Origin of the sequence: Pantoea trifolii, from assembly GCF_024506435.1 — a bacterium.
Taxonomy (GTDB): Bacteria; Pseudomonadota; Gammaproteobacteria; order Enterobacterales; family Enterobacteriaceae; genus Pantoea; species Pantoea trifolii.
The window spans coordinates 1291448-1314557 of record NZ_JANIET010000001.1; the positions used below are offsets into that span (position 1 = coordinate 1291448).

A 23110-nucleotide genomic window follows, 5' to 3' on the forward strand; every position below is an offset into this window, starting at 1 on the left:
TGCGGCGGAAATGCGATAATCGCCAGCAGAGATTAAGCCGGAGGTGCACCATGTATCATGCCAAAATCATCGCAACGCCCGTTGGCGAGCTCACGCTTGTTGCCACCGATAAGGGATTGTCGGCGATTCTGTGGGAAAACGAAGGCGCGCAGCGCGTGCCGTTGAAGCCGATTAGCCGTAACGATCAGCATCCGATTCTGTGTGAGGCTGAACGCCAGCTGCGCGAATATTTCGCCGGTGAACGTCAGCAGTTTGATATGCCGTACGACACTGTCGGCACCGAGTTTCAGAAAAAAGTGTGGCAAGCGTTACTGACTATTCCGTTTGGTGAAACGCGCAGCTACCTGCAAATCGCCGAGCAGATCGGCAATCCCAAAGCGGTGCGCGCCGTGGGCGCAGCCAACGGTAAAAATCCGCTATCAATTATGGCGCCATGCCATCGCGTGATTGGCAGCAACGGCAAACTCACCGGTTTTGCAGGCGGACTCAGCGTCAAAGCCTTCCTGCTGGAGCTGGAAAGTCCACAGAAGAGCACATTGTTGCTGTAGAGCGCGCAAAAAAGAGACGACACTCTCGCGCAATTCCGTTATCGTGTTTAGCATATAAAACACGATGGCGGTTTTGATGCCGCATCATTGCCGTAAAAGGCAATTTTGTTAAATTGATAAAACGAGAGCCGTGTCATGAGTCTGATGTTTGATCCTGAAAGCGCGATCTATCCTTTCCCGCCGAAACCGGCACGTCTCAGTGACGATGAGAAATCCCACTACAAAAACAAAATCAAACGCTTGCTGAAAGAACGTGATGCGGTGATAGTGGCGCATTACTATACCGATCCAGAAATTCAGGCGCTGGCGGAAGAGACCGGCGGCTGCGTATCGGACTCACTGGAAATGGCGCGTTTCGGCAGCACCCATCCCGCCAAAACCTTGCTGGTGGCGGGCGTGCGTTTTATGGGCGAAACTGCAAAAATCCTTAGCCCGGAAAAAACCGTGCTGATGCCCACCTTGCAGGCGGAATGCTCGCTCGATCTCGGTTGCCCGATTGAGGAATTTAACCGCTTCTGCGATCAGCATCCCGATCGCACCGTGGTGGTGTATGCCAACACCTCGGCGGCGGTGAAGGCGCGCGCGGATTGGGTCGTCACCTCAAGCATCGCGGTTGAGCTGATTGAACATCTCGACAGCCTTGGCGAGAAAATTATCTGGGCACCGGATCGCCATCTTGGCCGCTACGTCACGCAAAAATCCGGCGCAGATGTGCTGTGCTGGCAGGGCGCTTGTATCGTGCATGACGAGTTCAAAACGCAGGCTTTGCAACGTATGAAGGCGCTCTATCCGGATGCGGCGGTGCTGGTGCATCCTGAATCACCGCAGGCGATTGTCGATCTGGCCGATGCGGTGGGATCGACCAGCCAGCTGATTCAGGCGGCGCAAAGCTTGCCGCATCCACAGATGATCGTCGCCACCGATCGCGGCATCTTCTACAAAATGCAGCAGGCGGTGCCGAACAAAGAGTTGCTGGAAGCGCCAACTGCAGGCGAGGGCGCAACCTGCCGCAGCTGTGCGCACTGTCCGTGGATGGCGATGAACGGCCTGAAAGCGATTGCCGAAGGACTGGAACGTGGCGGCAGCGAGCATGAAATCCATGTCGATGCTGCGCTGCGCGAGGCCGCGTTGATCCCGCTTAATCGCATGCTATCCTTTGCTGCAGATCTCAAACTTAAAATCAAAGGGAATGCATGACGGGCTCCCGTTACACAGGCACCTTATATGGACTTCTTTAGCACGCAAAATATTCTGGTTCACATTCCGCTTGGCGTTGGCGGCTACGATCTGTCATGGATCGAAGCCGTTGGCACGATTGCGGGCTTGCTGTGTATCTGGCTCGCCAGCCTCGAAAAAATCATCAACTACTTTTTCGGGCTGATTAACGTCACGCTGTTTGCGGTGATCTTCTTCCAGATTCAGCTCTACGCCAGCTTATTGCTGCAGCTGTTCTTCTTCGTCGCCAACGTTTACGGCTGGTACGCGTGGAGTCGGCAAACCGCCAATAACGAAACTGAGCTGAGAATTCGCTGGCTGCCGCGCTCAAAAGCCTTGGGTTGGGGCGCGGCGTGCGTGGTGGCGATTGCGCTGATGACGGTGTATATCGATCCGGTGTTTGCCTTCCTGACCAAAACCGCAGTCGGCATCATGCAGAGTCTTGGCCTCAACGTGGCGATGCCGCAGCTGCAGCCGGACGCTTTCCCGTTCTGGGATTCGTGCATGATGGTGCTGTCGATTGTGGCGATGATTCTGATGACGCGAAAATACGTTGAGAACTGGCTGCTGTGGGTGGTGATCAACGTGATTAGCGTGATGATCTTTGCGCGTCAGGGCGTTTATGCCATGTCACTGGAGTACGTCATTCTGACGCTGATTGCGCTCAACGGTTCGCGTCTGTGGATGCAAAGCGCACGCGAACATGGCTCGCGCGCGCTGTCACATCAGTGATGATGATGAGCATGACCTTCCAGCGCAGCATGATCGTGGTGATCGTGCTGCGCAGCGCTATTATTTAAACACAACTCGCAGTCCGGTCCGCTGCACGGTTGATACTCCATCTGCACCGTGGCGTGGGCAATCTGATAGTGCTCATGTAGATATTTGTGGATGCGCTTAAGCAGGCCGTCATGATCGTAAGGCGGAATCACCTGTACATGCAGCGTCAGCACCGGCTTCTCACCCACTTGCCACAGATGAACGTGATGCACGTTACGCACTTCATCGATATTGCGCGTCAGCTCGCGCGACAATTTATCCGCGTTGATATGACCCGGCGCACCTTCCAGCAGCTCATGCAGACTCTCGCGCAGCAGCGACCAGGCACTGCGCACCACCAGCAATGACACCAGCAGCGACAGAATCGGGTCGATTGGCGTCCAGCCGGTCAGCATGATGATCACCGCCGCGACAATCGCACCGACCGAACCCAGTAAATCGCCCAGCACATGCAACGCCGCCGCACGCACGTTGAGGTTTTTCTCTTCGCTGCCGCGATGCAGCAGCCAGAATGACAGCAGATTCGCCAGCAATCCGGCAATGGCGATGCCGAGCATCAATCCGCCGGCAATTGGCTGTGGCTCGTAGAAGCGACGCAGCGCTTCCCAGACAATCAGCACCGTTATCACTAAAAGCGCAATGGCGTTGACGAACGCCGCTAAGGTGGTAAGACGCAGCAAGCCGAAGGTATGACGTGCGTTGGGTTTACGCTGGGCAAATTGCACCGCAAGCAACGCCATCAGTAGCGCGGCGGCATCGGTCAACATATGCCCGGCATCAGCCAGCAGCGCCAGCGAGCCAGAAACCAGCCCGCCAATCACTTCTGCCACCATAAACACTGCCGTTACGCCAAACGCCGCGGCCAGCCGCGTGCGGTTACTGTTAGCTGCGCCGTGGGAATGAGTGTGTGCCATAATTTTCCAGTTGTTTAAGTAACCTGTTTGTTAATGATATCAGTAAATTGAGATCCTCAAGCGGCAACTGCTGCCGTTGGGTCTGCACAATCAACTGCTGACAGCGCTCGGCAACCTCATCCATACCGAGCATCAACCAGCTGCCTTTCATGCGGTGCGCCGCCTGTTCCAGCGCTGACCAGTTTTGCGCATCGCGCGCGCTGAGCAGCGAATCCCGATCCTGTTGCAGCGTGCGCTGCAAGGTCTGGCAGATGCGCGGAATAAACGCCTGATTATTGTGCGCCAGAATCAGCAGGCTGTTTGGCAACGCATCCAGTGGATCTTTTATCGCGCGCGCCAGCAACGGTGCCAGATGATCGAGCTCGATGGGTTTAAGCAGCAAGGCTTCGTCATCCTGCAGGGCGATTTTCAGCAACTGAACATCCGCAGAGCACAGCACGCGCAGCGTGGCGGTGCCGCGCTGGCGCTGACGGCGGCGCAGAATGCGCAGCAGCGTTAAGCCATCCGGACGCGGCATCATTTGATCGATAAACAGAATATCGAAGGCGCGCTGGGCATCGGCGCGCAGCAGCGAACGGCCCTCTTCAAACACCTGCGCCTGCACACCAAAGTTCGCCAGCTGCTGCTGCATCACCAAAAGATTGGTTGGATGATCGTCCACGATCGCTACGCGCAGCTGCGGGTAACGTGGCCAGCTTGCTGTACGCTCGGTTAATGGCTCTTCGCTCAGTACTAACGGCAACTGCACGCTGACCGTGGTGCCGCTGCCAGGTTGTGAAGTGAGTGTTAGCGTACCGCCCATTCGCTGCACAATCTCGCGACAGATAAACAAACCCAACCCGCTACCTTGTACCGCATGGCTTTTGCCGGATGGCGCCTGATACCAGGGTTCAAACAGCTCTGCCTGCTCGTTAAGCGGAATACCGCTGCCGGTGTCGGCCACCGTAAGTTGAATATGCGCATCAACCGCCAGCGACAGGCGCACTTCGCCTTCGCGGGTAAACTTCAGGGCGTTGGCCACCAGATTATTCACCACCTGCTGCAGGCGATCGCCATCCAGCAGCACGCTGGCAGGCAGCGGCGTCAGCGCTTCGGCAATCAGGTTTGGCCCGGCATCGCGCATCAAGGGATGATAGAACTGCTGCTGTTGCTGCAGCCAGAGCGTCAGATTGAGCGGGCGCGGCGCCAGGCGGAAGCTCTGGCTCTCAATGCGAGCGTGATCCTGCAAGTCGTTTAGCAGCGCCATCAGCGAGCGCGCACTGCTGTGCATCAGCGCCAGCCGTTCGCTCGGGTGCTGCTGCTGTTCCAGCTCCAGCAAACCGAGAATCGCCTGCATCGGCGTGCGCAGTTCGTGGCTGGCGGTGGCGAGAAACTGGCTCTTGGCGGCATTGGCGCGTTCGGCCTGTTCACGCTGCAATCGGTCACGACGCTGTTGCCAGTAACGACGCGTCAGCAAGCCCAACAGCAAAAGAATAATCACGCCTGCCGCAATCAAGATCATCAGCGGGATATTGCGCATCGCCATCGTCGTACCGGGCTGCGGCGGCTGTGACCAACTGACGCGCATCTGATTAAGCGTATCGGGCGGGATCTGCTGTAATGCATGGTCGAGCAGGGCGCGCAGCTCGGGTTGTTGTGCACTGACCTGCGGCGCCAGCGGCCAGGCGATATCGCTGGCGGCAAACGCCAGATGCACACGATTATCTTCGTGACTCGCCATGCGCCAGCGTGCGGACAGCACGTTATCCACCAGCGCATCAATCTGGCCGCTATTCAGCGCTTGCCACAGCTGCGCCCGGTCGTCGAACGGTTGTGGCGTAAAGCCCGATGGCAGTAAACGCGAGGCTAAATCGTCACGCAACACACCCACGCGCTGGCCTTGTAACGATTGCCAGTTCATCGGTTGATGGGTGGCGAGCGTGTAAATCCCCCAAATGGCGCGCCATACCGGCAAGGTGTTGCTGCCGGGATCGTCGCCGTACAGCGGCTGTAACAGATTCAGCATCACCTGCTGTTGCTGCAAAAGCGTGGCGGCCTGCTGCGGATTGTTGACCCAGCGCGGAGTAAAACGCAGGCCGGTACTTTGGCTCAAGGCGTTGAGCAGGTCGATGCCGAAGCCGCGCGCATTGCCGCTGCTGTCGCGATAACTCCATGGCGCGTTATCTGCCTCAACCGCATAGGGAATTTCGTTGTGCTGTGCCAGCCACTGCTTTTCGCCGGCCGACAGCATCAATGTTTGCGTGTCCTGATAGCGCAGCAGCGGCGGGCTCCAGCGCTGCTGGACGCGACTGCTGAACTCGGCGGGAAGCAGGCGCAGCTGACTGTTAAGCCAGTGGATCAAGGCGGCATCGCGCGCCAGCGCACGTAGCGTCAGTTCACCCGCGCCGGGATCGGCGGTGATTTGGTAGATTTGTCCTTGCTGCAGCTGGCCCAGCAGGAAACCGGCGCTGGCTTCATCGGCGACCAGGTAATCGCTCTGCTGATTGAGCAGCGCGTACAGCGCCTGCAGATCGCCCGGCAAAGTATGCCAGCGATGCTGCTGGACAAATTCGGCGGGCAATTGCGCTAACGTCGCCTCGGCAATGGTTAGCTGCGCGGTATCGCTGTTGAACATCACCGCGCGCTGATTATCCCGGTTGCGATAGATACGAATTGGGCTGCTGTACCAGCTGTCGCTGAGCAAAACATCGGGCGGTAGCTCGGCGTGTTGATTACTTAACACCAAATCCACCTCGCCGCGCTGCAAGGCTTTCAGTTGCTGCGCGCGATCGGCATAGCTTTGCAGCGTGAAACGGGTGCCGGTCAGCTGGCTAAGCGCGCTGAGATAATCGGCGTCGATGCCCCAAATGTGATCGCCAATGCGCATCGCCCAGGGCGCGCTGTTTTGTGCCGGCACCGCGACGCGCAAAGTTGCCCCCGGCCACGGCTCGGCGTGCGGCGCTGGCATCATCGCGGGTAACATCACGCTGCTGGCGGGTTGCAGATCGGCTTTCGCCAGCACACTCAGCATCAGCAGGCTGAGCAGTAGCCAAATCCTCACTGCTGCGCTTTCCACAGCTCAGCCAGCTCAACCACCGATTGCACGCCGGTTTTCTCCAGGATGTTTTTCTTGTGGGTGCTGACGGTTTTATTGCTGATGTGCAGCTGCTCGCCAATCTGCAGATTCGATAAGCCGCGCACCAGCAGCGCCACAATCTGCTGCTCTTTCTCGGTTAACGGCAGTTCGATACGCTCTGGCAGCGGCGGAAAAGCCTGTTGTCCGCCAAGTACTGCCAGAATCGCACTCAATAGTTGCGCCATGCTTTGGCTTTTCACCACGTAACCGGCGGCGCCCAGCGATACCGCGCTGAGCAGCGTGTGGCGGCTCTGCTGCGCGGAATAGATTAATACCGGGCAGTGCTGATTGCGCACGCGTAACCGGCGCAGCAGCTCAAGGCCGTCGCAATCGGGTAAGCCTATATCCAGCACAATTAAATCGATGGGATGATGCTGCAGCAGTTGGCGTGCCTGAGCTTCGTCGCCAGCGGCGTGAATTTTCAGCGTGATGGGAGCATTAACGCAAGCCGCTTCCAGTGCGACTTCAACTAACGGGTGATCATCAATAAGCAGCAATGAAGCCATGAATCAGTTCCTGTGAATTTCATTGCTTCAGCATAGCGGAAAAGGGCGGGGGGCAAAATAAAAGGGAGAGCCGAAGCTCTCCCGATTGATACCAATGACTTACTTATTGCGTGGTGCCATCGGTCTTATGATGCTTGGTTCCGACTTTTTTGTTCATGTCAGGGCATTTGCCCTCTTTACACATTGAATTTTTATGAACCTGTTCCGCAGACATATTGCTGGTGTCGGTGCCGGATGTTGCAGCGCTATTGGTGTTCATGCTGCCGCTGTTGATTTTGCTATTATCAACTTTATTCGGTGGCAGATTTTGTTTTGCACCACCGGCTGCTGCGCCTGCTTCTGCTGAAGCGTTAGCCGCGCCATTATTGTCTGCAGCCATTACAACACCGCTACCTAAAGTCATCGCTGCCGTCAGAAAGATCATTGCAAACTTATTCATCATTATGCTCCAGTAATTAATGGATAGTTGCCGTCAAACACGCACGGGTGTTAAGTGACGAAAATAGCGTGCCGCGATGGAATAAAATTCCACCTTATACGCTTCGCTTAAATATTAAATTTTGTAAACACTTCATTCCTTAGTGCTTACATTTAAAAAGCTTAGTGCATGGATATATAAATGCAAATTTGAGATGTACATTTTAAGCGCGGTGCGTAATTTACAGCTACCGCGCGAAGGGCTAAAGTGGGCGGGTTGCGCCCGACGGACGTTGGGCCAGAAATTTGAATGGAATTGTGTATGGATTACCAGAACGACGACTTACGCATCAGAGAGATCAAAGAGTTACTTCCTCCTGTTGCCTTGCTTGAAAAATTCCCCGCCACCGATAAAGCAGCCCAAACCGTTGCGCAGTCACGTCAGGCGATTCACCGCATTCTGCATGGCGAGGATGATCGTCTGCTGGTGGTGATCGGTCCGTGCTCGATTCACGATACTCAGGCTGCGCAAGAGTATGCGTCGCGTCTGCTGACATTGCGTGATGAGTTGAAAGACGATCTCGAAGTGGTGATGCGCGTTTATTTTGAAAAACCGCGCACCACGGTGGGCTGGAAAGGGCTGATCAACGATCCCTTTATGGATGGCAGCTTCCAGATCAACGACGGCCTGCGCCTGGCGCGCAAGCTGCTGGTGGATATCAACGACATCGGTTTGCCTGCAGCGGGTGAGTTCCTCGATATGATCACGCCACAATATATGGCCGATCTGATGAGCTGGGGCGCGATTGGCGCGCGTACCACCGAATCGCAGGTGCACCGTGAACTCTCTTCCGGTCTCTCTTGCCCGGTGGGCTTCAAAAACGGTACCGACGGCACCATCAAAGTGGCGATTGACGCGATTGGTGCCGCCAGCGCGCCACACTGCTTCTTGTCGGTCACCAAATATGGTCATTCGGCGATTGTCGAAACCAGCGGTAACGAAGATTGCCACATCATTCTGCGCGGCGGCAAAGAGCCGAACTACAGCGCTGAACACGTGGCGGCAGTGAAAACCGGTCTGGAGAAAGCAGGCTTGCGTCCGCAGGTGATGATCGACTTCAGCCATGCCAACAGCAGCAAGCAGTTCCAGCGTCAGATGGTCGTTGCTGATGACGTGGCGCAGCAAATTGCCGGCGGTGAGCAGGCGATTACCGGCGTAATGATCGAGAGTCATCTGGTGGAAGGCAATCAGAGCCTTGAAAGCGGCAAACCGCTGGTGTACGGGCAGAGCGTGACCGATGCCTGCATCGGCTGGGAAGACACTGAGAAAGCGTTGCGTCAGCTGGCTCAGGCGGTCAAACAGCGTCGCGGTTAAGATTTGTGGCAATAAAAAAGGCCAGACTTGCGTCTGGCCTTTTTGCGTTTCAGCGGTCGCTTACTTCGCTTTACCCTGGTTTGCTACGGCTGCGGCTTTCGCAGCGATCTCGTCAGCATCACCCAGATAGTAACGTTTGAGCGGCTTGAAGTTCTCGTCGAACTCATACACCAATGGCACGCCAGTTGGGATGTTCAGTTCGAGAATCTCGTCTTCGCTCAGGTTGTCGAGGTATTTAACCAGCGCACGCAGTGAGTTGCCGTGTGCAGCAATAATCACTTTCTCACCGCTCTTAATACGCGGCAGAATGCTTTCGTTCCAGTAAGGAATCACGCGTTCGATGGTCAGCGCCAGGCTTTCGGTGGTTGGCAGCTGCGCGTCAGTCAGTGAAGCGTAACGCGGATCGTGGCCAGGGAAACGCTCATCAGCGCGATCCAGCTCTGGTGGAGTGATGGCAAAGCCACGACGCCACTGTTTCACTTGCTCGTCACCGTATTTTGCGGCGGTTTCAGCTTTATCCAGACCTTGCAGCGCACCGTAGTGACGCTCGTTCAGACGCCAGGTTTTCTCAACCGGCAGCCAAGCCTGATCCAGCTCATCCAGCACGTTCCACAGGGTGTGGATAGCGCGCTTCAGCACTGAGGTGTAAGCGAAATCAAACACGAAACCTTCTTTCTTCAGCAGCTGACCGGCTGCTTTGGCTTCAGTGCGACCTTTGTCAGACAGATCAACGTCGTACCATCCGGTGAAGCGGTTTTCCTGGTTCCACTGGCTTTCGCCGTGTCGCACCAGTACCAGCTTAGTTACGGCCATAGCTTTACTCCTTAATGCTCGATTTACGATTAGTATTGAAACCGGCTGCGGCCGCTGAGAAGCGGCTCACTAATAGCGCCATACCATAGCGGAAAACAACGCACGGCGTAAGCCTGTCGGCAGCGCAGTGCGCGTTTTTCATCCGGTGGCTCAGTGCGGCGTGAAGCGATAACGCGTCACGGACTGCCAGCTGTCGCCGGGTTGCAGCCAGCAATCGGGCTGCGGCCACTCTGCATGGTTGGGCGAATCCGGTAAAAATTCGCTCTCCAGAGCGATGCCCTGGAAAGCAGTATAGCTGTCCTGCTCACGGGCGCGTGTTCCCGCCAGATAGTTGCCGCTGTAGAACTGCAGTGCCGGGGCGGCAGTAAACACGCTCAGCTCCAGCTTGCCATCCGCAGACCACAAATGGGCCGCAGGCTGGCTGCTGTCGCCAGCGGTGTTGAGCAAAAAGGCATGGTCATAGCCTTTCACCGCTTTTTGATCGTCATCGGCGAGGAACTCATCAGCGACGCGCTTCGGCTGGCGGAAATCAAAACTGTTTCCCGCTACCTCTTTCAGCGGCGCGTTAGGAATCCCTTCGCTATCCACCGGCAAGTAACGATCGGCGTGCAGTTGTAAGCGATGCTGGCGCGCATCACCATGATGCGCATCAAGATTAAAGTAAGCATGGTTGGTCAGGTTGACCGGGCAGGGCTTGTCGGTTTGCGCTTCGTAGCGAATTGACAGGCAATTATCATCATCAAGTTGATAGATGACATCGGCGATTAAATTGCCGGGATAGCCCTGATCGCCATCCGGCGAATCGAGGCGATAGTGCACTTCGCTTTCGCTCTGACTGAGGATCTGCCAGCGACGCTTATCGAAACCTTCCGGTCCGCCGTGCAGCTGATGTGCGCCCTGATTCGCCGCCAGCAACAGATTAAGCGGCTTCAGTTCGGCCGAGGCGATGCGGTTTGCGTAGCGGCCAATGGTCGCGCCAAGATAAGCATCCTGATGCAGATAATCAGACGGCGTGGCGCAGCCGAGCAGCGCTTCACGCACGCTGTGATCCAACATGGGCACGCGCGCTGACAACCAGGTCGCGCCCCAATCCATAAAGGTCGCGACCATGCCGTTGCGATTGCGCAGCACGGTGATGCGCCACGGTTGCCCGTCTGGCGCGTGGGAATTCACATCACTTACCATTGGCCTGCTCCTGCGGACGCTTTGCACACGTAGAAAGTCTCTTTGATGCCGGTTTGCGCCTCATACTTCTCGGCCACCACCGCTTTCACGGCATCGACCAGATCGGTCGGCATCAGCGCCACGATGCAGCCACCAAAGCCGCCACCGGTCATACGCACGCCGCCGCGCGGGCCGATTTGTGCTTTCACAATCTCAACCAGCTGATCGATTTGCGGCACGGTGATTTCGAAATCGTCACGCATCGAGGCGTGCGATTCAGCCATCAGTTCGCCCATACGTTTCAAATCGCCAGCGCTTAACGCATCGGCTGCTTCCAGCGTGCGTGCATTCTCGGTGATGACGTGACGTACACGTTTCGCTACCAACGCATCCAGTTCGCCTGCTGAGGCTTCGAACTCTTCCAGCGTCACATCGCGCAGCGCCGGCTTATTGAAGAAGCGCGCGCCGGTTTCACACTGTTCACGACGCGTATTGTATTCGCTGCCCACCAGGCTGCGACGGAAGTTGGAGTTGATGATCACCACTGCGACATCTTCCGGCATCGATACCGCGCGCGTACCGAGCGTGCGGCAATCCAGCAGCATGGCGTGATCCGGCTGACCGAGCGCGGAGATCAGCTGATCCATGATGCCGCAGTTGCAGCCGACAAACTGGTTTTCCGCTTCCTGACCGTTCACCGCAATCGCTGCGCCGTCGAGGTTCAACGCATACAGCTGCTGGAATACGGTGCCGACCGCCACTTCCAGCGACGCCGAAGAGCTCAGGCCCGCGCCTTGTGGCACGTTGCCGCTGATCACCATATCGACGCCACCAAAGCTGGCATCGCGTTTCTGCAGATGTTTCACCACGCCGCGCACGTAGTTGGCCCACATTGGTTCTTTCAACGGCTCGATCGGCGCATCCAGCGAGAAGCTATCCTGCTGATTGTCGTAATCGACGGCAATCACGCGCACCTGACGATCGTCGCGTTTGGCGCAGGCGATCACGGTTTGATAATCGATGGCGCACGGCAGCACGAAGCCATCGTTGTAATCAGTGTGTTCGCCGATCAGATTGACGCGGCCCGGCGCCTGAATGCTGTGCGTGGCTGGATAGCCGAAGGTGTCAGCGAATACCTGTTGAGTAATGGATTTTAATGACATTTATTGCGCCTCGCGGAAATGGACATCGCTGACAGAACGCAGACGTTCAGCTGCCTGTTCCGCCGTTAAATCACGTTGGGTTTCGGCCAGCATTTCATAGCCAACCATAAATTTGCGTACCGTGGCTGAACGCAGTAACGGTGGATAGAAGTGCGCATGCAGCTGCCAGTGATCGTTACTTTCGCCGTTGAACGGCGCGCCGTGCCAGCCCATCGAATAGGGGAAAGAGCACTGGAACAGGTTGTCGTAGCGGCTGGTGAGCTGCTTGAGCGCCAGCGCCAGATCGGTGCGCTGCGGCTCGGTGAGATCGGTGATGCGTTTCACATGGGCTTTCGGCAGCAGCAAGGTTTCAAACGGCCACGCCGCCCACCACGGCACCACCGCCAGCCAGTGTTCGGTTTCCACCACCGTGCGGCTGCCATCGCTCATCTCACGCGCCGCGTAATCGACCAGCATCGGCGTGCCTTTTTCGGCAAAATAGTGACGCTGATGATCATCTTCTTTCTGCGCTTCGTTCGGCAGGAAGCTGTTGGCCCAAATCTGACCGTGCGGATGCGGGTTGGAGCAACCCATCGCCGCACCTTTGTTTTCAAACACCTGCACCCACGGATAGTGCTGGCCGAGATCGGCGGTCTGTTCCTGCCAGGTACGCACGATATCTTCCAGTCCGCTCAGTGGCAGCTCCGGCAGCGTTTTGCTGTGGTCCGGCGAGAAGCAGATCACCCGGCTGGTGCCACGCGCGCTTTCGCAGCGCATCAACAGGTCGTCGCTCTGCGGTGCATCTGGCGTGTTGGTCATCAGCGCGGCAAAGTCATTGGTGAACACGTAAGTGCTTTTATAGTTAGGGTTTTTGTCACCGGTAATGCGGGTGTTTCCCGCACAGAGGAAGCAGTCAGGATCGTGCGCCGGCAGTTGCTCCAGCGCCGGGGTTTCCTGCGCACCTTGCCACGGACGCTTAGCGCGATGGGGTGAGACCAGCACCCATTGATCGATCAATGGGTTATAACGGCGATGCGGATGATCGACCGGGTTAAATTTTTCCATGATGAGTCCTGGTAAACGGCAAACAGATAAAAATGATTTTGATCAAAGTAGCACAAAGACCAGCGTGAAAGCGTGATCCAGTCTGGATAAATGGTATCGTTTACACAAGGTGACGATTCTCATTTTGTGGGGTTGTTGCGTGTGTTTGTTGAATTACCAGGCGATGAAATGGTAGCGGTTACATTCGTAGGGTCGCCATTAATGGCGACCGCTATTTAACGCAGCGACTCTTGCAGAAAACCGTAACCCTGTTCCTGCGCGACAAAACTCAGGCGGTGAGTGATGCACTGCGGCGCATCTTCGGCGTGGTGGGAAACAAACAGCAGCTGCGTGCGACCTTCGCCAATCAGCACATCGACAAAGCGACGCACCAGCTGGCGGTTAATCGGATCCAGCCCTTGCAGCGGTTCATCGAGGATCAACAGCGTAGGATGCTTCACCAACGCGCGCGCAATCAACACCAGCCGCTGCTGTCCCCACGACAAACTGTGGAACGGCGCATCGGCCAGCTGATTATCCATACCGAGCAACGCCAGCCACTGACGCGCCAGCGCTTTTTGCCGATCGGACACCGCCTGATACACACCAATCGAGTCAAAGAAGCCGGAGAGCACCACGGTGCGCACATTGCAGCTGACGCGATAATCGAGGTGCAGGCTGCTGCTGACGTAGCCGATATGCTGCTTGATATCCCAGATGGTTTCACCGCTACCGCGTCGGATGCCGAACAGCGTCAAATCGTTGCTGTAACCCTGCGGATGATCGCCGGTCACTAAACTGAGCAGAGTAGATTTACCCGCGCCGTTCGGCCCCACGATTTGCCAGTGTTCGCCGGGATTAACCTGCCAGTTCAGGCCATCAATCACCGCTTTATCGTTGTACGACACCACGCCATTGCGCAGAACCACGCGCGGCGCGTCTTCGGCCAGCTGCGGCAGCTGATCGGGTTGATCCGCTTCCGGCAGCGCCATGCCATCAAGCGTTTCGCTGTGCGCCAGCTGCGCCACCAGCGCTTCAGCCAGAATCGCGCGACGCTCGCCCACGTGGGTTAACGTGCATTCCGCCAATACGCCAACCTTCTCGACAAACTCAGGAATATCATCAAAGCGATTGAGCACCAGCACCACGCTATAACCGCTTTGATGCAAATCGTTGAGGGTTTGCGCCAGGCTGGCGCGCGACGCCACATCTAACCCATCGAAAGGTTCATCGAGGATCAGCAGATCCGGCTGCGCCATCAGCGCCTGACACAGCAGCGTTTTGCGCGTCTCGCCGGTGGAGAGATATTTGAAGCGACGATCGAGCAGGTAAGTGATGCCAAACTGCTGCGCCAGCGCCTGACAGCGCACCTCATCTTTCACTTCGTCCTGAATGATTTGCGCGGCGGTGCGGCCGGTATCGTCTTCGCCTTCACTCAGCAGATCGGTGTTATTGCGTTCCCACTCATCGCTGACCAGTTTTTGCAGCTGCTCTAACGAAAGACGCGTGCGGCGCTGAAAATCCTGCTGCACGTTGCCTTTGCCGGGCAGCAACTCGCCGGAGAGGGCGCGCGCCAGCGATGACTTGCCGCTGCCGTTGGCGCCGACGAACGCCCAGCTTTCGCCGCTGTTGAGAATTAAATCGTTGAGGGAGAGTGCTCGGGTGTCGCTAAGGTGAAACGTGCCTTGCGAAATTTGCAATGAAGCCATGATTTATTCCGTTTTATGCATCGTGCTGCTCAGTTTTAGCCAGCGATGCAAGCGAAGTCAAATCATGGCGTGGATTTCAGAGCAGTGTGGCGATGATGGCGTGTTCGGCATTAAAACTGGCGGTGACGCTGGCGCCAACCTGCAGATTCTGCTGTTTCACCGCGTCATTGCTGACGGTCGCGCACAGCGTTTCGCCGCTCGGCAACGCCATCAATACTTCGCTGACCTGATCGCCAGGCTCAATCGCGCTGATCTGCGCGGCCAGCTGATTATCGCTGCTATCGGCGGCGTGACTGACGTGAATCCACGGTGCTTTAATCAGCACCAGCACCTCTTTGCCGCTGTCGAGTTGCAGGCGTTCAGCGCTGCGGGCGGTAATTGCCACCTGCAGGCGCGTCACGCCATCGGCAAGCAGCACCTCAATGTGTTGCTGTATCTGCTGATGATCGCTGGCCAGCACCGTACCAAACAGCTGATTGCGCGCGCTGGTTTGCAGCGAGAAGCGCGCAATCGCTGCCAGCAAACTGTCGAGCGGCAAGCTGTCGTTTTGCAGCGCATTGAAGGCTTTCTGTTGAATTTGCTCCATCAATTGGAACAGCTGAATCAAGCGCTCGCCATAACGCGTAAGCTGCGCACCGCCGCCGCCTTTGCCGCCAGTCGCGCGATCCACCAGCGTTTGATCGGCCAGCTGATTCATCTCATTGATCGCATCCCAGGCACTTTTGTAGCTGATGCCCGCCAGTTTCGCGCCCTGGCTAATCGAGCCGGTTTGCTGCACGCGTTTCAGTAATTCGATGCGACGCGGATCGGCAAACAGCTTTTGCTGAAGACGAATATGGAGAGAAAGTTCTGCCTGCATGTCAGCTCCTTAGGTTAATCAGCTCAGTTTACTGCTTAAAAGTAAAAGCACGAAAAGGGCAGTGCGTTTTTTTCGCTAAACGTTACAATCACTTTTTTATTTTCTGCGTGAGGTTTCCATGCTGGAACTGTTAAAAAGCCTGGCTGTGGCTATCATCATGGTGCCGATTGTGATGGCTATTATGCTCGGTCTGATTTACGGCCTGGGTGAAGTTTTCAACGTCATCTCAAAATTTGGCCGCCGCGACGATCGTCCTGCCAACAGCTCACAACACTAATTTCTCAACGCCCGCTTCCTGCGGGCGTTTTGTTTCTGAACTTCCGTAAAATCCTGCCGATATAAAGCTCATGACGCATTTGTGCGTACGTTGTATTATCAAATATATAACGTAATGAGGAGCAACAAATGCCAACAATCAATTACCGCTGGGCTGCTGCAACCGTTTTAGGTGTTTCGTTGGCGGGTCACGCCGTGGCCGCAGAAAAAATTACCGTGTTCGCGGCGGCGTCGCTGACCAATGCGCTGCAGGAGATTGCGACGCAGTATCAGAAGAAAAGTGGCGTAGAAGTGGTCTCGTCTTTTGCCTCTTCTTCGGTGCTGGCGCGCCAGATTGATCAGGGCGCACCGGCCGATCTGTTCATCTCTGCCGATCAGCAGTGGATGGACGATGTGGTGGCGAAAAACAGCGTGGTGACCAGCACGCGCTATACGCTGCTCGGCAATGATCTGGTGCTGATTGCGCCGAAAAGCGCTGGGGCTAAAGCGGTCACCATTGACAGCAAAACCGACTGGAAAAGCCTGCTGAAAGGCGAGCGTCTGGCGGTGGGCGATCCGGATCACGTGCCCGCTGGCATTTATGCCAAAGAAGCATTACAAAAACTCGGCGCGTGGGACGCTTTATCCCCGCAGCTAGCGCCGGCTAATAATGTGCGTGCCGCGCTGGCGCTGGTTGAGCGTAATGAAACGCCGTACGGCATCGTGTATGGTTCGGACGCGGTGGCCAGCCAAAACGTGCAGGTCGTGGGACGATTCCCGGAAGATAGCCACAAGCCAGTGGAATATCCGATGGCGATTGTCAAAGAACATCAGAACGCAACGGTAGAAGCCTTCTACAACTATTTGCAGGGGCCGGATGCCGCTGCCGTGTTTAAACAGTATGGATTCACGCCGAAGAAATGATATTGAGCGATCCCGAATGGCAGGCCGTTTTTCTCAGCCTGAAAGTGTCCTGTGTAGCTGTGATCTGCAGCTTGCCGTTTGGCATCCTAATGGCCTGGATTCTGGCGCGCTGCCGCTTTCCGGGCAAAACCCTGTTGGACAGCATCGTCCATTTGCCGCTGGTGCTGCCGCCGGTGGTGGTGGGTTATCTGCTGCTGATCGCTTTAGGCCGTCGCGGTTTTATCGGCGAATGGCTGTATGACTGGTTTGGCTTCACCTTTGCCTTTAGCTGGCGCGGCGCGGTGATCGCTTCGGCCGTGATGGCGTTTCCGCTAATGGTGCGCGCGATTCGTCTCGCGCTGGAAGCGGTGGATACCAAACTGGAGCTGGCCGCCCGTACGCTGGGTGCCGGGCGCTGGCGCGTGTTTTTCACCATCACACTACCGCTCACCTTGCCAGGCATTATTGTCGGCACGGTGCTGGCCTTCGCCCGTTCGCTGGGCGAATTTGGCGCCACCATCACGTTTGTCTCCAACATTCCCGGCGAGACGCGCACCATTCCGTCGGCAATGTTCACCCTGATTGAGACGCCGGGTGCGGAAGGCACCGCAGCGCGACTTTGTGCGGTGGCGATAGCGTTAGCGCTGATGTCGCTGGTGGCGTCTGAGCTGCTGGCGCGCTGGGGCCGTAAACGGCTGGGAGCGGCATAATGCTAAATCTGCAGCTTTCTCAGCAGTTGGGCGATCACCTGCTCGACGTCAACGTCAACATTCCCGCCAGCGGCATCACCGCCATTTTCGGCGTGTCGGGTGCGGGCAAAACCTCATTAATTAACGCGATTGGCGGATTAACCCAGCCGCAAAGCGGGCGCATCGAGTTAAACGATCGCCTGCTGTTCGATTCGGCCACGCGCGTGAATTTGCCGCCAGAGAAGCGCCGTATCGGCTATGTGTTTCAGGATGCGCGACTGTTCCCGCACTATCGCGTGCGCGGCAATCTGCAATACGGCATGTCGCCCTCAATGAAGCCGCAGTTCAACGCGCTGGTGGCGCTGCTCGGTTTAGAGTCGCTGCTAACGCGTTTTCCCGCGTCGCTTTCGGGCGGTGAAAAACAGCGCGTGGCAATTGGCCGCGCTTTGCTGACCGCGCCCGATATTCTGCTGATGGACGAACCGCTGGCATCGCTCGATCTGCCGCGCAAACGTGAGCTGATGCCCTATCTGCAAAAGCTGGCAAAGCAGGTCGATATTCCGATTCTTTATGTGTCGCACAGCCTCGATGAAATCCTGCAGTTGGCGGACAACGTGCTGGTGCTGGATGCCGGCCAGGTGAAAGCCTTTGGTCCGCTGGAGAAAGTGTGGAGCAGTTCGGCGATGCGTCCGTGGCTGCCGCTCGCCGAGCGCACCAGCGTGCTGCGCGTGCAGGTGCTGGAGCAGCATCCCGATTACCCGATGACCGCGCTGTCGCTGGGCGATCAGCATATTTGGGTGAGCCGGGTGAATCAGCCGCTGAAAACGCCGCTGCGTATTCGTATCGCCTCGGCCGATGTGTCGCTGGCCTTGCAGCCGCCGCACAATACTTCGATCCGCAATATTTTGCCGGCGCAGGTGGTTGAGCTGCTGGAGATTGACGATCAGGTGGAAGTGAAGCTGCGTATTGGCATCAGCGAGTTATGGGCGCGCATTTCACCGTGGGCGCGCGATGAGTTGGGGATTCGTCCCGATCAGTGGCTGTATGCGCAGATTAAGAGCGTGTCGATAGCGGCATAACAAGCGGTCGCCATGAATGGCGACCCTACGGATTACAATACTTCCTGATAAATCACTTCGGCGATACCCGGCTCCAGGTTGGTGCCAATCACTTTTTTGGCGCGCGATTTGATGGCGTCATCGGCATTGCCCATCGCCACGCCTAATCCCACCTGTTCCAGCATGCTGAGATCGTTGTAGTTGTCGCCAAACGCCAGCACGTCTTGCATGCTAAAGCCCTGACTTTCAACCCATTGCGCCAGACGCTTGCCTTTGCTGTTGCCGCCTTTGGCGATATCCACCTGATCGTGCCACGACCATTCACACGCCAGACCGAGTTCGGCTTCGGTTCGTTCGGCAAACTGCTGCAGCGCGCGCGTGTCGGGATGCGACAGCGCGAATTTCCAGATCGAATCAGCGTCAATCGCCGCCTGCGCCAGGCTTGGCACCTGCAGGAACAGCGGACGCTGCGCTTCCGGCAATGATTGCGCCCAGTTAAGCGTCCGCGTCACATGGCCGGTTGGCGTCTGGTAGAGCATCGCATCATCGACATACAGCAGACCGTGGATGTTCTCCTCATCCAGCATCTTAATCACACGCGCGGCTTTGCTTTTATCCAGCGGATCGGCGGCCAGCACCTGTTTCGCCGGATAATCATACAAATAGGTGCCATTACAGCAGATTGCGGGTGTATCCAGCTTAAGTGCCTGATAAAAAGGGTGGATAGCGCAGTGGTGGCGACCGGTAACGATCAACACTTTCACGCCCGCCTGTTGCGCGCGGGCCAGCGCTTCGATGGATTCAGGCAAGATGGTTTTGTTCGGGGTCAGCAGGGTGCCGTCGAGGTCAAGGGCGATTACGCGGTAGCTCATTACACTTTCCGTCCGGGAGTTGGCAAAGCATTGAGTCTACACCCGGCAGCGGCCCTGAGACAAAAAACAGGGCACAAATGAATCCAGCGCGACAAAATGAAACGCGCTACAGTTATCCCTTTCATCAGGCAGCGAATAAGGAAAACGCATGAAACAAGTCGTGTATACCGCCAGTCCCGAGAGCCAGCAGATTCATGCCTGGCAGTTGCAGGAAGATGGCGCACTGACGTTATTGCAGGTAACGGATGTTGCCGGCCAGGTGCAGCCGATGGTGGTGAGCCCGAAGAAAGATTTCCTCTATGTAGGTGTTCGTCCGAATTTTCGCGTGCTGGCGTTCCGCATTGCGGCCGACGGTTCGCTGAGCCTGGCCGGTGAAGCGCCGCTGCCGGGCAGCCCAACCCACATCTCCACCGATCGTCACGGCAATTATCTGTTCTGCGGCTCGTACAATGATGCCTGCGTCAGCATCAGCCCGATTGGCAGCGAGGGTTTGCCGCAAGCGCCGAGTCAGGTGATCAGCGGCTTGGACGGCTGCCACTCCGCCAATATCGACCTGAACAACCAAACGCTGTTTGTTCCGGCACTGAAGCAGGATCGCATCTGCCTGTATCAACTCAACGCAGACGGTACGCTGTCCCCGCGTGAACAAGCGCAGGTCACCACCGTTGAAGGTGCGGGTCCGCGTCACATGGCTTTCCACCCGAACGGCGCGTATGGCTACGTGGTGAACGAACTGGATAGCAGCGTCGATGTCTGGGCGCTGAACAATGTGCACGGCCAGGTTGAGCGCGTGCAGAGCCTCGACATGATGCCGAAGGATTTCAGCGATACGCGTTGGGCGGCGGACATCCACATCACGCCGGATGGCCGATTCCTTTATGCCTGCGACCGCACCAGCAGCACCATTACGGTGTTCAGCATCAGTGAAGATGGTTCGGTATTGGCGATTGAAGGCTACCAGCCGACGGAAACCCAGCCGCGCGGCTTCAATATTGATCACAGCGGTCAATATCTGGTGGCAGCGGGACAGAAATCGCACCATATAGAAGTGTATAAGATTCAGGAGCGCGGCCTGCTTAATCCGCTGGCGCGTTACGCGGTAGGACAAGGCCCAATGTGGGTGGTTATCCACCAGCTGTGATATCTCGTAGGGTCGCCATTCATGGCGTAATGCATGTCAGATAAGCAGTGTGCTGACATCGCAGGGATTCCGCCCGCTAAGCATCTGGCAGTTTCAGAATGCCAAAAGCAGGCGGCCGGGCTAAGGTCCGAAGGCGCGGACCTTAGCAATCCGCGCCTGCGCCGTCCTCGCTGTTCCCTCGCTTATCCTTCCGGCCTGACGGACCGCGCGGATTCGCCTTCCTGGCTCATGCCGCGCTTTCGCCGACGTCCTGTCGGCTCATCCTGGCCGTCACTCTGCGCTCGGCGCTGCGAATGGCGCTCAACACCGCCGCCTGTGATAACAGTGCCCGAATTGGTTTTTTCGTAGGGTGTGCATTTATGCGCACCAGGTTGCCATGAATGGCAACCCTACGGGATTTATAGCGATTTTGAGTTAAGAATACACACGACTGCTGCAGGGCGGGTGTTGAGGCGACATCCCAAAACGCTGAACGAGTGAGGGATTCCAGGGCGAGCCGCATGGATGCGGCGAGAGGTGGCGCTAAGCAGGAGCGAATCGCCGCCGGTCCGTCAGGAATCGTGAATGAGTGAAGGTACCGCGCAGCGGCGGGTTGGGCTGGCGCAAGGCCCGGGAGTGCAGAGGGCGCGGCCAGGCGTCCTCTGCTCGGTCGCCGCACAAAGGTGCTGCAACTACCTTAGCAAATGGCGAACGAAAGTCGCTCCAGGCTTAACTGAGCGGCATTACGCCATTCATGGCGACCTTTTTTTTATTACGCGTACTTCACCGTAATCGACGCACTGGCCAGCGCATGGAAATGCACGTTAAAGCCTACCATTGCACCGCTCGCGCCTTCGTCTACCTCAATCTTATCCGTGTCCAGCGCATGCACCGTAAAGATGTAGCGATGGGATTCGCCCTGCGGTGGCGCTGCGCCGCCATAGCCGGTTTGGCCAAAATCGGTGCGCGTCTGAATGGCGCTCTCCGGCAGTTCTGCCACGCCGGAACCGGCACCTTGCGGCAACTCGGTGACTTCTGCCGGAATGTTCGCTACCACCCAATGCCACCAGCCGGAACCGGTTGGTGCGTCGGGATCGTAGCAGGTGACCACAAAGCTTTTGGTGCCCGCCGGCACATCATCCCACGCCAGATGCGGTGACAAATTGTCGCCCTGGTAACCCATGCCGTTGAAAACGTGTCGCTCTGGCATTTTATCGCCGTCGTTAAAATCCTGGCTAACTACGCGCATGATCGCTCCTTATTGGTTGTGCAGTGCCCTCAATCATGGTGGAAATGCGCCGCAACATCCAGTGCCGCACCGACCGCTTGCGTCAGTTTCGTCAGTTCGGCGGCAGAAATCAGATAAGGTGGCATCAGGTAAATCAATCGCCCAAACGGACGAATCCACACGCCGCGCTCCACGAAGAAGTGCTGCAACGCCGCCATGTTCACCGCCTGATGGGTTTCGATCACGCCAATCGCCCCCAGCACGCGCGCGTCGGCCACCGCGTGATGACCGCGCAGCGGCAGCAGCTCGGCACGCAGCTGCTGTTCAATCTGTGCCACTTGCCACTGCCAATGCCCTTCATTCACCATTTTCAGACTTTCCACCGCCACCGCGCAGGCCAGCGGATTGCCCATAAAGGTGGGGCCGTGCATAAAGCAGCCCGCAGCGCTGCGGCTGATGGTATCCGCGACGTCACGCGTGGTCAGCGTGGCGGAGAGCGTCATGGTGCCGCCGGTCAGCGCTTTGCCGAGGCAGAGAATGTCTGGCGTGATGCCCGCATGGTCACAGGCAAAAAGTTTGCCGCTGCGGCCAAATCCGGTGGCGATCTCATCGGCAATCAGCAGCAAACCGTAGCGATCGCACAGCTCGCGTACCTGCTGCAGATAGCGCGGATGGTAGAAACGCATGCCGCCCGCGCCTTGCACAATCGGCTCAAGAATCACCGCCGCAATCTCGCGATGGTGGATCTCGGCCAGTTGCGCGAAATCGGCGAAATCCGCCTCATTCCACGCATCATCGAAAGCGCACTGCGGCGCGTGGGCGAACAGATGTTCCGGCAAATAACCGCGCCACAGGCTGTGCATCGAATTCTCCGGATCGCACACCGACATCGCGGCAAAGGTATCGCCGTGATAGCCGCGCTTCAGCGTGAGGAACTTTTGTCGGGTTTGGTTGCGTCCCAGCCAGTATTGCAGCGCCATTTTCATCGACACTTCGACGGCGATCGAACCTGAATCGGCGAGGAACACGCACTCCAGCGCCTCAGGTGTCATGGCAACCAGCTGACGACTCAGCTCCACCGCCGCCGGATGGGTAATGCCGCCAAACATCACATGCGACATCTGCGTCATTTGCTGCTGCAGCGCCTGATTGAGGCGCGGGTGGTTATAGCCGTGGATCGCCGCCCACCACGACGACATGCCGTCCACCAGTTCACGTCCATCGGCCAGCTGCAGCTGGCAGCCGTGCGCCGCGACAACCGGATAACAGGGCAGGGGATCGCGCATCGACGTATAGGGATGCCAGATATGCTGGCGGTCAAAGTTGAGGTCGTCCTGAGTGAACATGCGAGTTGTAAACCATTTTAAAAAGATTTAGTTTACAA

General features: G+C 57.0%; 22 protein-coding genes. 9 read left to right on the forward strand and 13 right to left on the reverse strand.

The features are described from left to right. Nucleotides 1–50 precede the first annotated feature (50 nt). From NQH49_RS05960 to pnuC, 3 genes are all read left to right on the forward strand, one after another. Complete coding sequence (locus NQH49_RS05960; protein ID WP_154153333.1) at nucleotides 51–548, forward strand: methylated-DNA--[protein]-cysteine S-methyltransferase; 498 nt, start codon at nucleotides 51–53, stop codon at nucleotides 546–548. Between the two features lie 135 nt (nucleotides 549–683). Continuing rightward, nucleotides 684–1745: a quinolinate synthase NadA gene (gene nadA, locus NQH49_RS05965; protein WP_256695945.1), complete on the forward strand. Its 1062-nt coding sequence runs from the start codon at nucleotides 684–686 to the stop codon at nucleotides 1743–1745. 27 nt (nucleotides 1746–1772) lie between these two features. Continuing rightward, nucleotides 1773–2495, forward strand: coding sequence for a nicotinamide riboside transporter PnuC (pnuC, locus tag NQH49_RS05970; RefSeq protein ID WP_256695946.1), 723 nt, complete (start codon nucleotides 1773–1775; stop codon nucleotides 2493–2495). Here pnuC and zitB read toward each other — a convergent pair. From zitB to NQH49_RS05990, 4 genes are all read right to left on the reverse strand, one after another. Continuing rightward, nucleotides 2489–3457 carry a CDF family zinc transporter ZitB gene (gene zitB / locus NQH49_RS05975; protein ID WP_256695947.1) on the reverse strand — a complete coding sequence of 323 codons (969 nt, stop codon included), beginning with the start codon at nucleotides 3455–3457 and terminating at the stop codon, nucleotides 2489–2491. The two genes, pnuC and zitB, sit on opposite strands and share 7 nt — an antisense overlap. After that, nucleotides 3426–6467 carry an ATP-binding protein gene (locus tag NQH49_RS05980; protein WP_256698381.1) on the reverse strand — a complete coding sequence of 1014 codons (3042 nt, stop codon included), beginning with the start codon at nucleotides 6465–6467 and terminating at the stop codon, nucleotides 3426–3428. The genes zitB and NQH49_RS05980 overlap by 32 nt, the downstream gene beginning before the upstream one ends. Nucleotides 6468–6493: 26 nt before the next feature. Beyond that, nucleotides 6494–7078, reverse strand: a complete 585-nt coding sequence (locus tag NQH49_RS05985; protein ID WP_256699407.1) for a response regulator transcription factor — start codon at nucleotides 7076–7078, stop codon at nucleotides 6494–6496. Nucleotides 7079–7181: 103 nt separating this feature from the next. Continuing rightward, on the reverse strand, nucleotides 7182–7517 hold the full coding sequence (locus tag NQH49_RS05990; protein ID WP_256698382.1) for a YbgS-like family protein: 336 nt from the start codon (nucleotides 7515–7517) through the stop codon (nucleotides 7182–7184). A gap of 300 nt (nucleotides 7518–7817) precedes the next feature. Between NQH49_RS05990 and aroG the strand changes: the two genes are divergently transcribed. Beyond that, nucleotides 7818–8870: a 3-deoxy-7-phosphoheptulonate synthase AroG gene (gene aroG / locus NQH49_RS05995; RefSeq protein WP_256695949.1), complete on the forward strand. Its 1053-nt coding sequence runs from the start codon at nucleotides 7818–7820 to the stop codon at nucleotides 8868–8870. A 60-nt stretch (nucleotides 8871–8930) separates the two neighbouring features. Here aroG and gpmA read toward each other — a convergent pair whose 3' ends face one another. The 6 genes from gpmA to modE all read right to left on the reverse strand — a co-directional run bounded on the left by gpmA (nucleotide 8931) and on the right by modE (nucleotide 15601). Next, the gene (gpmA, locus tag NQH49_RS06000) at nucleotides 8931–9683 is read right to left on the reverse strand and encodes a 2,3-diphosphoglycerate-dependent phosphoglycerate mutase (RefSeq protein ID WP_256695951.1); all 753 of its coding nucleotides are present in this window, start codon (nucleotides 9681–9683) and stop codon (nucleotides 8931–8933) included. Between the two features lie 150 nt (nucleotides 9684–9833). Beyond that, nucleotides 9834–10868 (reverse strand): galactose-1-epimerase, encoded by a 1035-nt coding sequence (galM, locus tag NQH49_RS06005; protein ID WP_061717349.1) that lies wholly within the window; start codon nucleotides 10866–10868, stop codon nucleotides 9834–9836. Beyond that, a complete protein-coding gene (gene galK, locus NQH49_RS06010; RefSeq protein WP_256695952.1) occupies nucleotides 10862–12010 on the reverse strand; it encodes a galactokinase in 1149 nt (382 codons plus the stop codon). Before galK ends, galM begins: the two co-directional genes overlap by 7 nt. Next, the gene (gene galT, locus NQH49_RS06015; RefSeq protein ID WP_256695953.1) at nucleotides 12011–13054 is read right to left on the reverse strand and encodes a galactose-1-phosphate uridylyltransferase; all 1044 of its coding nucleotides are present in this window, start codon (nucleotides 13052–13054) and stop codon (nucleotides 12011–12013) included. 215 nt (nucleotides 13055–13269) lie between these two features. Continuing rightward, the gene (gene modF / locus NQH49_RS06020) at nucleotides 13270–14742 is read right to left on the reverse strand and encodes a molybdate ABC transporter ATP-binding protein ModF (protein ID WP_256695954.1); all 1473 of its coding nucleotides are present in this window, start codon (nucleotides 14740–14742) and stop codon (nucleotides 13270–13272) included. A gap of 76 nt (nucleotides 14743–14818) precedes the next feature. After that, complete coding sequence (gene modE / locus NQH49_RS06025; protein WP_256695955.1) at nucleotides 14819–15601, reverse strand: molybdenum-dependent transcriptional regulator; 783 nt, start codon at nucleotides 15599–15601, stop codon at nucleotides 14819–14821. 118 nt (nucleotides 15602–15719) lie between these two features. On the opposite strand from modE, the gene NQH49_RS06030 reads away from it, so the two are divergent. The 4 genes from NQH49_RS06030 (at nucleotide 15720) to modC (ending at nucleotide 18527) form a co-directional block, all read left to right on the forward strand. Beyond that, complete coding sequence (locus NQH49_RS06030; RefSeq protein ID WP_007890616.1) at nucleotides 15720–15878, forward strand: AcrZ family multidrug efflux pump-associated protein; 159 nt, start codon at nucleotides 15720–15722, stop codon at nucleotides 15876–15878. 128 nt (nucleotides 15879–16006) lie between these two features. Beyond that, complete coding sequence (modA, locus tag NQH49_RS06035) at nucleotides 16007–16780, forward strand: molybdate ABC transporter substrate-binding protein (RefSeq protein ID WP_256695956.1); 774 nt, start codon at nucleotides 16007–16009, stop codon at nucleotides 16778–16780. Then, nucleotides 16777–17469, forward strand: coding sequence for a molybdate ABC transporter permease subunit (modB, locus tag NQH49_RS06040; RefSeq protein ID WP_176971419.1), 693 nt, complete (start codon nucleotides 16777–16779; stop codon nucleotides 17467–17469). The genes modA and modB overlap by 4 nt, the downstream gene beginning before the upstream one ends. Further along, entirely contained in the window at nucleotides 17469–18527 is a 1059-nt protein-coding gene (modC, locus tag NQH49_RS06045) for a molybdenum ABC transporter ATP-binding protein ModC (RefSeq protein ID WP_256695957.1), read from the forward strand. Before modB ends, modC begins: the two co-directional genes overlap by 1 nt. Nucleotides 18528–18559: 32 nt before the next feature. Here the strand turns inward: modC and NQH49_RS06050 are convergent, their stop codons facing one another. Continuing rightward, complete coding sequence (locus NQH49_RS06050; RefSeq protein ID WP_256695958.1) at nucleotides 18560–19378, reverse strand: pyridoxal phosphatase; 819 nt, start codon at nucleotides 19376–19378, stop codon at nucleotides 18560–18562. 148 nt (nucleotides 19379–19526) lie between these two features. Here NQH49_RS06050 and pgl point away from each other — a divergent pair, with 148 nt between their 5' ends. Further along, nucleotides 19527–20519 carry a 6-phosphogluconolactonase gene (gene pgl, locus NQH49_RS06055; RefSeq protein ID WP_256695959.1) on the forward strand — a complete coding sequence of 331 codons (993 nt, stop codon included), beginning with the start codon at nucleotides 19527–19529 and terminating at the stop codon, nucleotides 20517–20519. Between the two features lie 751 nt (nucleotides 20520–21270). On the opposite strand, the gene NQH49_RS06060 is transcribed toward pgl, so the two are convergent. Beyond that, entirely contained in the window at nucleotides 21271–21747 is a 477-nt protein-coding gene (locus tag NQH49_RS06060) for a kinase inhibitor (protein ID WP_256695960.1), read from the reverse strand. 29 nt (nucleotides 21748–21776) lie between these two features. Further along, on the reverse strand, nucleotides 21777–23072 hold the full coding sequence (bioA, locus tag NQH49_RS06065; RefSeq protein WP_256695961.1) for an adenosylmethionine--8-amino-7-oxononanoate transaminase: 1296 nt from the start codon (nucleotides 23070–23072) through the stop codon (nucleotides 21777–21779). Nucleotides 23073–23110 lie beyond the last annotated feature (38 nt).

What these genes read in the sequence shown, in the direction of transcription:
- NQH49_RS05960 (WP_154153333.1), top strand. Translation starts at nt 51, where the DNA reads ATGTATCATGCCAAAATCATCGCAACGCCCGTTGGCGAGCTCACGCTT.
- nadA (WP_256695945.1), top strand. Translation starts at nt 684, where the DNA reads ATGAGTCTGATGTTTGATCCTGAAAGCGCGATCTATCCTTTCCCGCCG.
- pnuC (WP_256695946.1), top strand. Translation starts at nt 1,773, where the DNA reads ATGGACTTCTTTAGCACGCAAAATATTCTGGTTCACATTCCGCTTGGC.
- zitB (WP_256695947.1), bottom strand. Translation starts at nt 3,457, where the DNA reads ATGGCACACACTCATTCCCACGGCGCAGCTAACAGTAACCGCACGCGG.
- NQH49_RS05980 (WP_256698381.1), bottom strand. Translation starts at nt 6,467, where the DNA reads ATGCTGAGTGTGCTGGCGAAAGCCGATCTGCAACCCGCCAGCAGCGTG.
- NQH49_RS05985 (WP_256699407.1), bottom strand. Translation starts at nt 7,078, where the DNA reads ATGGCTTCATTGCTGCTTATTGATGATCACCCGTTAGTTGAAGTCGCA.
- NQH49_RS05990 (WP_256698382.1), bottom strand. Translation starts at nt 7,517, where the DNA reads ATGAATAAGTTTGCAATGATCTTTCTGACGGCAGCGATGACTTTAGGT.
- aroG (WP_256695949.1), top strand. Translation starts at nt 7,818, where the DNA reads ATGGATTACCAGAACGACGACTTACGCATCAGAGAGATCAAAGAGTTA.
- gpmA (WP_256695951.1), bottom strand. Translation starts at nt 9,683, where the DNA reads ATGGCCGTAACTAAGCTGGTACTGGTGCGACACGGCGAAAGCCAGTGG.
- galM (WP_061717349.1), bottom strand. Translation starts at nt 10,868, where the DNA reads ATGGTAAGTGATGTGAATTCCCACGCGCCAGACGGGCAACCGTGGCGC.
- galK (WP_256695952.1), bottom strand. Translation starts at nt 12,010, where the DNA reads ATGTCATTAAAATCCATTACTCAACAGGTATTCGCTGACACCTTCGGC.
- galT (WP_256695953.1), bottom strand. Translation starts at nt 13,054, where the DNA reads ATGGAAAAATTTAACCCGGTCGATCATCCGCATCGCCGTTATAACCCA.
- modF (WP_256695954.1), bottom strand. Translation starts at nt 14,742, where the DNA reads ATGGCTTCATTGCAAATTTCGCAAGGCACGTTTCACCTTAGCGACACC.
- modE (WP_256695955.1), bottom strand. Translation starts at nt 15,601, where the DNA reads ATGCAGGCAGAACTTTCTCTCCATATTCGTCTTCAGCAAAAGCTGTTT.
- NQH49_RS06030 (WP_007890616.1), top strand. Translation starts at nt 15,720, where the DNA reads ATGCTGGAACTGTTAAAAAGCCTGGCTGTGGCTATCATCATGGTGCCG.
- modA (WP_256695956.1), top strand. Translation starts at nt 16,007, where the DNA reads ATGCCAACAATCAATTACCGCTGGGCTGCTGCAACCGTTTTAGGTGTT.
- modB (WP_176971419.1), top strand. Translation starts at nt 16,777, where the DNA reads ATGATATTGAGCGATCCCGAATGGCAGGCCGTTTTTCTCAGCCTGAAA.
- modC (WP_256695957.1), top strand. Translation starts at nt 17,469, where the DNA reads ATGCTAAATCTGCAGCTTTCTCAGCAGTTGGGCGATCACCTGCTCGAC.
- NQH49_RS06050 (WP_256695958.1), bottom strand. Translation starts at nt 19,378, where the DNA reads ATGAGCTACCGCGTAATCGCCCTTGACCTCGACGGCACCCTGCTGACC.
- pgl (WP_256695959.1), top strand. Translation starts at nt 19,527, where the DNA reads ATGAAACAAGTCGTGTATACCGCCAGTCCCGAGAGCCAGCAGATTCAT.
- NQH49_RS06060 (WP_256695960.1), bottom strand. Translation starts at nt 21,747, where the DNA reads ATGCGCGTAGTTAGCCAGGATTTTAACGACGGCGATAAAATGCCAGAG.
- bioA (WP_256695961.1), bottom strand. Translation starts at nt 23,072, where the DNA reads ATGTTCACTCAGGACGACCTCAACTTTGACCGCCAGCATATCTGGCAT.